General features: G+C 55.3%; 6 protein-coding genes. 5 read left to right on the top strand and 1 reads right to left on the bottom strand.

The genetic code is table 11. From position 1 onward, the window contains the following. The 3 genes from ABJN86_RS05915 to ABJN86_RS05905 form a co-directional block, all read left to right on the top strand. Nucleotides 1–2614: SdrD B-like domain-containing protein (locus ABJN86_RS05915; protein WP_348365473.1), on the top strand; the 2614-nt coding region annotated here is incomplete at its 5' end. A 15-nt stretch (nucleotides 2615–2629) separates the two neighbouring features. Next, nucleotides 2630–6163 carry a hypothetical protein gene (locus ABJN86_RS05910; RefSeq protein WP_348365472.1) on the top strand — a complete coding sequence of 1178 codons (3534 nt, stop codon included), beginning with the start codon at nucleotides 2630–2632 and terminating at the stop codon, nucleotides 6161–6163. After that, nucleotides 6163–6834 carry a hypothetical protein gene (locus tag ABJN86_RS05905; protein ID WP_348365470.1) on the top strand — a complete coding sequence of 224 codons (672 nt, stop codon included), beginning with the start codon at nucleotides 6163–6165 and terminating at the stop codon, nucleotides 6832–6834. The genes ABJN86_RS05910 and ABJN86_RS05905 overlap by 1 nt, the downstream gene beginning before the upstream one ends. Before the next feature lie 4 nt (nucleotides 6835–6838). On the opposite strand, the gene ABJN86_RS05900 is transcribed toward ABJN86_RS05905, so the two are convergent. Next, nucleotides 6839–7297 carry a helix-turn-helix domain-containing protein gene (locus tag ABJN86_RS05900; RefSeq protein ID WP_348365469.1) on the bottom strand — a complete coding sequence of 153 codons (459 nt, stop codon included), beginning with the start codon at nucleotides 7295–7297 and terminating at the stop codon, nucleotides 6839–6841. Between the two features lie 138 nt (nucleotides 7298–7435). Between ABJN86_RS05900 and ABJN86_RS05895 the strand changes: the two genes are divergently transcribed. Both ABJN86_RS05895 and ABJN86_RS05890 read left to right on the top strand, forming a co-directional pair. Beyond that, nucleotides 7436–8119, top strand: a complete 684-nt coding sequence (locus ABJN86_RS05895; RefSeq protein WP_348365467.1) for a YqiJ family protein — start codon at nucleotides 7436–7438, stop codon at nucleotides 8117–8119. Nucleotides 8120–8166: 47 nt separating this feature from the next. Continuing rightward, nucleotides 8167–9843, top strand: a complete 1677-nt coding sequence (locus ABJN86_RS05890; RefSeq protein WP_348365465.1) for a flotillin domain-containing protein — start codon at nucleotides 8167–8169, stop codon at nucleotides 9841–9843. Nucleotides 9844–10001 lie beyond the last annotated feature (158 nt).

The following is a 10001-nucleotide window of genomic DNA, read 5'->3' as shown; positions in this document are numbered from 1 at the left end:
GAACAGCACGGATGCGAGTGTTGACGCGAGCTGGGATGTGTTGGCGCCGGGTGAGGTGGTGAGCTTCACGGGGACGTATGTCCTGACGCAGGCGGATATCGATGCGGGCATGGTGGACAACTCTGCGGTGGCGTCTGGGACAGATCCGTTCGGCAATGCGTTGAGCGATGTGTCTGACGAGAGCGACGTTGCGGGCAATGACCCAACCTCGGTGCCGTTGACGCGGATGGCTTCTATTCAGATCGTGAAATCCATAGCCAACATCACAGACGAGAACGGTAACGGTGTTGTGGATGCGGGCGACACTGTCGACTTCAACTTCTTAGGGACGAATACTGGCATCGTTGCGTTGGCAAATGTCACAATTGACGATGCAGGCCTCACGCCGATCATAGTAACTTCTGTTGATACAACGCTAGCAATCGGTGAAGCTTCTGTTCTGGTGGCGACTGCGCGATATGTGCTGACCGACACCGATATCGTGGCTGGTGGCATTGAAAACTCGGCCACGGGTACGGGCACGCCTGTGGCGACCGACCCAAGCACGGGTGAGCCAGATCCTAGTGTGGTGCTCACAGATGCTACTGGTGCACCTTTGGCAGATGTGACGGATGTATCCGACGCCGGTACAGGGTCTGAAGTTGATAGCAATGGGCAAGTCACCAGTGTAACCGATCCCGAAAACACTGAGACCATGAACCTTGCGGGTGTGGGCGACGGAAATGCGACCAATGACCCGACGGTTCTGTTGCTGCCAAGTCCTGACCTGAGCGTGATCAAGAGCGTGGCCAATGTTGTGGACACCGACGGCGACGCGGTTTTGGGCGGTGAAGACGATGTAGCGACCTACCAGTTCGACGTGACCAACACCGGCAACACCATACTGAACAATGTGGTCGTGAATGACCCGTTGCTTGGAGGCGTAATCGGGACCATCCCTGTGATGGCAGTTGGTGCCTCCGAAACTATTACCGTGAACTACACGATTACCTTTGATGACCAAAATCGCGGCTATGTGCAGAACTCGGCGACCGCGCAAGGCGATGCGGTTAAAGCAGACGGCACACCTGCGATTGACCCGTTCACTGGCGCGGCACTTACTGCGAATGATATCAGTGACGCGGGGACGGACCCGATGACGGATCCGGTCACCAACCCAGAGGGCAATGAAACTGTCGATGGCACGGGCGGAACCGATCTTGATCCGACCAATGACCCAACGCTGTTGACCGTGCCTTTGGCGGTGCCAGATACGGGCATCAGCGGCATTGTCTTCTTTGATGCGGATGCTGACGGGGTGTTTGGGGCAGGGGACAGCTTGCTCGAGAACTTCGTGGTGGTCCTAAGAGACGCAACCGGCAAGGAAATCGGCACTACCGTCACGGATGTCAACGGGGCCTATAACCTTGAAGGGTTCCCGATTGGCCTGGGTCACTACCTTGAGTTTACAAATCCGGTAAGCGGGGAGGTTCTTGCAGGGCCATCTGGCTTGAACTTTGACAGGAACACGGTGCTAACCAACCAAAACTTGCCGGTAGCTGTAAGCCCATCTCCCGACCAGTTGCTCCTTGAAAAGGCGACACCGCTTAGCGTTGTGTATCTTGGTAGCTCGGTGCCCTACACAATCACGATCATCAACCAAGCTGCGGTTCCGGTGACCTCGAATGTGGTGGACATCTTGCCCCTTGGCTTTGCCTACACGCCGGGCAGCGCGACGCTTGACGGCGTGGCTCTGGAACCAATTAACGGTGGCGCAACGCTGACATGGACCAATGTGACTCTGGCGGTGGGCGAGACCCGCACATTGGAGCTGGTGACACGCGTTGGCACCAATGCCCAAACAGGGGATTTGACCAATACGGTGAGTGCCTTTGATCTGGCAACGGGTGCGGCGGTGTCCAACACGGCTGAGGCCACGGTGCGTCGCGAAATTGAGGCGGTGTTCGACTGCTCCGATGTGATCGGTAAGGTCTTTGATGACGTGAACTTTGACGGCTACCAGAACCCACTACCTTGGGTGGTTACGCCAAATGGCCAACGGGTGATGCCAAGTCAGCGTGACTTGGAGCGTCACGAAAATTTGCCGGCTGAGGTCGAAGCCTTGGGTGAGCCAGGTCTGCCACGCGTGCGCTTGGTGACGCCAACAGGGACGATCATCACTACAGATGAATACGGCCGCTACTCGGTTCCATGTGCAGAATTGCCACGGGATATGGGGTCGAACTTCACGCTGAAGCTCGACACGCGCTCACTGCCAACAGGCTACCGCGTCACCACCGAGAACCCACGCACGATGCGACTGACCTCGGGCATTATGGCCGAAATGAACTTCGGGGCCGCCATTGGCCGCGTCGTTGATATCGACCTGACCGCTGCGGCGTTTGATCGTGACGGCGACCCTGTGGATCGCTTGCTTAGCGGGGTGGATGGTTTGTTGTCGCGGGTTGCGACAGAGCCTTCTGTGCTGCGCTTATCCTACTTCTCGAAGGGAGGGGAGGACAGCCGCGATGCCCGAGAGCGATTAGACCGCTTGGAGGACCATATCCAAACTCGCTGGAAGAAACTGGGCAAGTACCGCCTGATCGTCGAAACCAACATCAAGTCACTTCAGTAAAGAGAGGGGTGAGACATGCTACGAACTACTTTAATTAAATCGCTCCTGAGCACATCAATTCTGGCGGCGGGTGGGCTTTCCCCCACACTGACCTTTGCTGATACTGATCGCGAGAAATGTTTGCCACAACCATCTGGGCATCTGATCTCCGAATGTTTTCAGGACAATGCTGGAGCGGTGATTGCCATTCCAACGGCTCCAAACACGGAACAGGACACCACCCGTCCTGCGGTCAATAACGCGGGCTTCTCGATCTCCTTAGATGGGGACACCATCGACAGTGACCCGACCATTGAGGACCAAGTGCGCAAGGTTGATCTTGCGCTGGAAGAGGCCAATGTCCAGATCACCTTCGACGGTTTGACAGCCAAGCCACGTCTTGGTGTGGAAACTGTGGGCGAGGATCGCGGCTATAGCGCGGGTGAACGCGTCACGCTTCAAAGTGAGACCAACTACCCCGCATTTATCGAGCGTGGTGAGTTTCGAATTTTCGACCGTGAAGCGATTGGCGGCCCACGTCTAGCGGCTGTGGTGCCTGTCGAGGCCAATGGTCGGGCCAGTGTAATCCTACCCGAGGGCAAGGATTTGGTTGTCGTCCACCGTGTTTACGGTGCACGTGGCCGCTATGACGAAACGGCGGCTTTGCCGTTGGGGCAAGCGGACGACTGCGGCTTAAGCGACGACGTGGAAGAGCTGGATAACGGCGCTGTGGTTCGCAACATCAAGGTGACCGGCGGGGCTGTGACGGTCTATGCTGACAACCTCGCGGCTGACAGCACCGTGTCAACTTTAGGCAGCTCTGCGCGCCCAGATGCGTCGGGTGCCTTGGTTCTACAGCGCATCCTGCCCCCCGGTGAGCATGATGTGAGCGTGCGCATCTCTGGCCCGCAGACGGCCACGATTACGCGTCCGTTGGAAGTGCCGGGGTCTGAGTGGTTTTATGTCGTGGTCGGTGATGTCACCATTGAACGTGTCGAAGAGAACGATGTCAAAGACACCCGTACCTTGGGTCGCTTCCAATATTACGTAGATGGTCGCACTGCGAACGGGGTAGAAATTACCTCGTCGCTGGATACTGGCGAAGAAGAGCTGCGCGACATCTTCCGCCGCTTGGACGAAAAAGATCCCCGCAGCGTGTTGGAACGCATCGACCCAGAGGACACATATCCAACCTTTGGCGATGATAGTGAAATCTACGACAACACACCAACATCAGGTAAATTCTATCTAAAGGTTCAAAAGAACGAGAACTCCTTTGTTTGGGGGGATTACCAAGCGACGCTGAGCGGGAACACCTTCATTCGCAACGAGCGTACGCTTTACGGCGCGCAGGTTGAGCTGCAATCCGAGCAGACGACCGAAAACGGCGATCCACGCCTGTCGGCTGAATTCTTCGCAGCACAACCTGATCAATTGGCTGGTCGCGAGACCTTCCAAGGCACCGACGGTGCGGTGTACTTCTTGCGGCGACAGGATATCACCCAAGGCACCGAAACGATCACGGTAGAAATCCGTGACGCGGTGACCGGACTTGTGATCGACCAACAACGTCTGACTGTAGGGACTGATTACTACGTCAATTATCTACAAGGTGTGATCACTTTGACCAGCCCGTTGACGGACTCGGTCAATGACAATTTGATTCAAACCAACCCAGGTGGTGATCAAACGGTTAATCTTGTTGTCGCCTATGAATATACCCCAACGACAAGTGACGTTGACGGCTATTCCTTTGGTGGGCGAGTCGAAGGGTGGGTGACTGACGAAGTTCGTTTGGGCTTTAGCGCCACGAAGGACGACACTGGGGCAGCAGATCACAGAACCTACGGTATTGATGTCCGGTATCAATTCTCCGAAAACTCCTATGTTCAATTTGATGCCGCACACAGCGAAGGGCCGGGTCTCGTACAGGACTTCTCGATTGACGGCGGTTTGACCATTGATGGGCAAACTCAAGCCACGGGCGAGGGCGATGCCTACCGCTTGGCCGGACAGGCTGATTTGCGCGACCTAGGCTACGACCGCGACGGGGTTGTCGGCGGATATATCGAGCACCGTGAAGAAGGGTTCTCATCGCTGGATTACTCGGTGACGGCGACCACCGGTGACGAGTTATTCTACGGCGTCTACGCGCGGGTTGCAAAGACCGAGACCCAACTCGGTTGGGCCGTGTACGCAGATATCTATGACAACGACGCAGGGGTAGAACGCACCGAAGTCGGCTTCGAGATCGAGGGCAACATCAACCCGCAGCTTAGTTATGTTGTGGGGGCTGAATATCTGGATGAGCGCACGGCCACGACGAATGGCTCCCGCTTCGATGTCGCGGGACGTGTGGAATGGGTCGCCAGCCCCAAATTGACCTACTACGCCTTTGGTCAGGCGGCTGCAGATTCTGACAATCTAGACGAATATAACCGTCTGGGCGTTGGTTTCTCGCGTCAGATTTCTGACAAGTGGCGTTTGGAGGCCGAAGTCTCTGAAGGCACAGGTGGTTTGGGCGGACGCGTCCTTGCTAACTACGACGCAGGTAATGGTAACAGTCGCTACTTCGGGTATGAGCTAGATGCGGGCCGCACGGTAGAGGCAGCAGGGACTTTGGGCAGTAATCGGGGACGGTACCTGATTGGTGGGCGACAACAGATCAATGACTCCTTGTCGCTATTCGCGGAAAACAGCTACGACTTGTTCTCGTCTCGCCGGACACTGACCTCTGCTTATGGGCTGGAGTACAAAGCAACCGAATTCTTGACTTATGATGGGGCGATTGAGTACGGCCAAGTCGCAGGGACTGCGGTTGATGATCTTGACCGCTTCGCGATTAGTTTGGGGGTCCGCTACGATTCCGAGGACCTGACAGCGCAAGGGCGCATAGAATACCGCCAGGATGATGCGGCTGTTGGTTCTAGCTTTAACGACTTCGACGCGATCTATTTCAGCTCGAACCTGCGCTACAAAATTGATGAGGAACGCCGCTTCGTCTTCAGCTTAGATCTAGCAGATGTATCTACCGATGGGTCATCGGTTTTGGACGGTTCTATCGTCGATTTGGAAATGGGTTATGCCTACCGCCCAATTTGGGATGAACGGCTGAACGTCCTCGCGCGGTACCGCTACCTGCGCGACATGTTTGGCCAAGAGATCGATGGTGTTGCTGGGGTAGGTGCGCGTCAAGAAAGTCACGTCTTTAGTCTGGAAGGGTCATATGACTTGAGCCGATCTTGGACCTTGGGAGGCAAAGTTGGTGGCCGCTTTACCGAAAGTTCTGCGTCTAGTGCGGATCCATTTGGCAGCAACGATGCATGGTTGGCCGTGGTCAACGCTAGGTATCATTTGGTGCACGAATGGGACCTGTTGTTAGAGGGGCGCCACCTCGACCTCGTCGATGCAGGGCTTAGTGAAACCAGCTTCCTTGGAGCTGCGTACAAACACGTCGGTAACAATCTAAAAATCGGGGCAGGGTACAACTTCGGGACGTTCTCGGATGATCTGACGGACCTTACGCGCGATGATCAGGGTGCGTTCATCAACATCATTGCGAAGTTCTGATGACGAAGGCATGGATATCACTTTCGCTGGCATTCATGCTCGCGGCGAGCGGCGTTCATGCTTTTGAAGACCTAAAAGATCGTGCGCGTTGGAAATCCTTTGGGGTTGAGAATTGGACGGAGTTTGACCCTAACGAGCGGGCTTCGCCTTCGCGCGGGCCAGTCAAGAAAGGTGAGTGGAAGGTCTCGCGGGATGCGACCTCTGTTGTCCAGCTTAAGTCGCTGATTGCGTTAGCTGAAGCGGGATCAAAGCAATACGACGCAGTCCACGTCAGCGCGAGCAAGCGGACACCAAAGCGTCCGACGCAGATGACTCTTGCCGAAATCGATAGATGGACTCGGGCCACACCGGGGCAGCCGCATGCTATTGGTCGCTATCAGTTTATCCCTTCGACTTTGCGCAGTCTGACGCGCCGTGCGGGGTTCTCTAAGAACGCGGTGTTCTCGCCTCAAGTGCAAGACAGGCTTGCGGACTTGCTCCTTATTGATGCGGGCATAAACAGATTTGCAGTGGGGCAGGTGAGCCGAGCGCAATTCATGGATAACCTAGCGCTGATCTGGGCTGGATTGCCGAAACGCGACGGAAAGTCGGCCTATCATAATTACGCTGGCAACCGTGCTACGATCACACGCAGCTTTTTTGATCGTGAGATGAAGCGGATTTTTAAATAGGCCTTTAGGCCTTTCTCTCAGAGCTTTCCCAAAAAGTTTGGGGCATATCATGGAGAAGTTCAGCGGCTTTGTCTTCGATCCAATCTTGGACCTCATCCGACGGCCATGACGCGAAGTCTGGCTCTGACGTAATCAACTGGCGGGCTTTGAGCAGGGCTTGGCGATACTTGATGTCTTCGATGCGCCCGTCGGGCACAATGGCGTAGACGAACCGACCGCCCATGGCTTTCGCTAGAAGTTCCATTTGCTTTAGGGATACTGCCCCTTCTTTTTCGCTGCGCTCAGCTTGGTACACCGCATTACGGCTTACGCCTTTACGCAAGGCGACTTGTTCCGCGGACATTCCCAAGGCGCGCCGGACTGTTGCGATCCAACCTTTTTCCGGAACCGGGAGTTCGCCCAGTTGTTGCGTCGTCTTATCAATCAAACGCGCTAAACGGCGTTGTTCCATAAAGTCAGGCATGTGCGCTCCGTCAGGGCGGGCTATGGGTTTGAATTTCAGTGTATTTGAAAATGTAAATAGTTTCAAATACAAAATATTTGCACATATATACTTCAAATTTCATAACACTTATGCTATATGTATTGTGAAAGGGAACAGATGATAGAATTATTTACGTCACCGGCGTCGCTGCCGTTTGCCATTGCCCTAACGGTTGTGGCTGCATTGTTTGCGCTGGAAATTCTTAGCGCATTGATTGGGGGGTCGATTTTGGGTGTAGGCTCGGATGGGCCTGATCTTGATATTGATACCGATTTTGACCTGTCAGTTGAGACGGGCGTTGAGGCTGACCTAGATCTTGACGCCGCAACGGATGCCATCGACACGGGCGAAAGCGCTGGCGGCATTTTCACTTGGATAGGTGCGCGTGACGTTCCATTTCTTATTTGGCTTGTGTCGTTTCTGACGATGTTTGGCCTGTCTGGCCTTTTCCTTCAGTCGTTGGTTGAGGGTGCGTTTGGCAATCCTTTGCCCGCGTCATTGGCCGCGATGATCGTGTTTGTGCCTGCATTGGCCGTGACACGTGTCATTGCAAACTGGGTCGCATTGATCATGCCGAAGACTGAAACAACGGCACTAAAAGCGCGTCACTTGGGCGGCCATAACGGTACGATTACCCAAGGCACCGCGCAACGCGGAAGGCCTGCGGAGGTCAAGATCAAGGACCGCCACGGCAACTTCCACTATCTACGGGTTGAGCCGCTTCACGACGATGACGTCTTTGCCACGGGCAGTGATGTCACGCTGATCCGGAAACGGGGCGACAAGTTCTTCGTGATCTAAGCATCCACGCCGACCCTATTTTACATCCACTTTACAGGAGCATTTCTATGCAATTTTCTTCTATTTTAATTCCGGCCGCGATTATTGTTGGCCTATTGGTCTTTATCGGTCTGATCATGGCCCGACTGTTCAAACGTGCGACCCGCGAAACCAGCCTTGTTAAAACCGGCTCTGGCGGGAAGAAGGTCATCATGGACGGCGGCACCATTGTGGTCCCGTTCCTGCATGAGATTGCCAAGGTGAACATGAAGACCTTGCGCCTTGAGGTGTCGCGCATCGAAGAGCAGTCGTTGATTACCAAAGACCGGATGCGTGTGGACGTGGGCGTGGAGTTCTACGTCTCGGTGAATGCCACGGAAGATGGTATCTCACGGGCGGCGCAAACCCTTGGGGACCGCACGTTCCACGTCGATCAGCTGCGCGAGATGATCGAGGGTAAGCTGGTCGACGGCCTGCGTGCTGTTGCGGCTCAGATGACGATGGATGACCTGCATGAAAACCGCGCAAGCTTTGTTCAAGAGGTGCAGAATGCGATCTCCGAGGACTTGTTGAAGAACGGGCTTGAACTGGAGGCGGTGTCGTTGACCGCGCTGGATCAAACGCCATTTGAGAGCCTTGACGAGAACAACGCCTTTAACGCTGTTGGTATGCAAAAACTGGCTGCAGTGATCGCGACTTCGCGTAAGCAACGTGCAGAGATTTCTGCGGAAGCTGAGGTTGCCGTGGCGCAATCTGAGATGGAAGCTGAAAAGCGCAAGTTCCAGATTGAGCGTGAGAAACAGCAAGCCGAGATCGCGCAGATCGAGGAGATCCAAACCCTGCAAGCTGAGCAAGAAGCCCAGATTGCGCGCAATCAAGAAGCATCTGACCGTGCTAAGGACGAAGCGCGGATTGAGCGTGAACGCGCCGTGCGTGCGGCAGAGATTGAGCGCGAGCGGACCATTCGCGAAGCAGAGATCGCCAAAGAACGCGAGTTGGAAGTGGCTGATCAGGAACGTGCCATCATCGTTGCGCGTAAGTCTGAGGAAGAAAGCCAAGCCCGTGCATCTGCGGATAAGGCTCGTGCCGAATCCACGAAAGCTGCCGAAGCGATTGAGACTGCACGTGCGGTGGCCGAAGCGGAGCGTGCCAAGCAGATCGCCTTGATCGAGGCGCAAAAAGAGGCGGAGCGTCAAGCGACCTCTATTCGCTTGTCTGCTGAAGCTGACAAGGATGCGGCGAGTGACCGCGCGGCGGCGAAGTTAGAAGAGGCGCAAGCGGACGCTAACGCGATGACAGTTCGCGCAGAAGCGAAGAAGACGGACATGCTGGCGATGGCGGAAGGTCAAACTGCGATCGCGAATTCTGAAAACGAATTGAGCGCCGAGATTATCGCGATGAAGGTTCGCCTTGCACAGCTTGAGGCAATGCCTGCGATGATCGCCGAGATGGTGAAGCCTGCGGAGAAGATCGACTCGATCAAGATCCATCAGGTGACCGGAATGGGTCAACCCGGTGGGGCAGGTGGTGACGGGGGCTCAGGTGGCACGCCGGTGAACCAAGCGCTGGACTCGGTATTGGGCATGGCACTGCAGATGCCCGCGATGCAAGCTCTTGGCAAAGAGCTGGGTGTTAGCCTTGAAGATGGATTGGCCGGTGTGACGAACGAGGTGTTGGATGTTCCGGCTAAGGTTGCGCCCACGCCGCAAACCCCAAGTGAGCCTATGAAGGCAGAGGCGTCCTGATCGGCACTGGATATGTAGACGGATGAGTTAAGGGCAGCTTTCGAGCTGCCCTTTTTTTGTTGCAAGGTGCTCCAAAGGAAGGGGCATTGGATGCGTGGGTGGATTGCTAAGAATTGGTGAATTGGTGGCTGTTTTGATTAATTCATGAGCGGTTGGCG

It is taken from the genome of Litoreibacter sp. (assembly GCF_039974535.1).
Taxonomy (GTDB): Bacteria; Pseudomonadota; Alphaproteobacteria; order Rhodobacterales; family Rhodobacteraceae; genus Litoreibacter.
The sequence above is the reverse complement of the archived record's forward strand: the minus strand, read 5'-3'. Positions and strand labels throughout refer to the sequence as shown.

Excerpts from the sequence above, each read along its gene's own strand:
- ABJN86_RS05910 (WP_348365472.1), top strand. The coding sequence starts at position 2,630 with ATGCTACGAACTACTTTAATTAAATCGCTCCTGAGCACATCAATTCTG.
- ABJN86_RS05905 (WP_348365470.1), top strand. The coding sequence starts at position 6,163 with ATGACGAAGGCATGGATATCACTTTCGCTGGCATTCATGCTCGCGGCG.
- ABJN86_RS05900 (WP_348365469.1), bottom strand. The coding sequence starts at position 7,297 with ATGCCTGACTTTATGGAACAACGCCGTTTAGCGCGTTTGATTGATAAG.
- ABJN86_RS05895 (WP_348365467.1), top strand. The coding sequence starts at position 7,436 with ATGATAGAATTATTTACGTCACCGGCGTCGCTGCCGTTTGCCATTGCC.
- ABJN86_RS05890 (WP_348365465.1), top strand. The coding sequence starts at position 8,167 with ATGCAATTTTCTTCTATTTTAATTCCGGCCGCGATTATTGTTGGCCTA.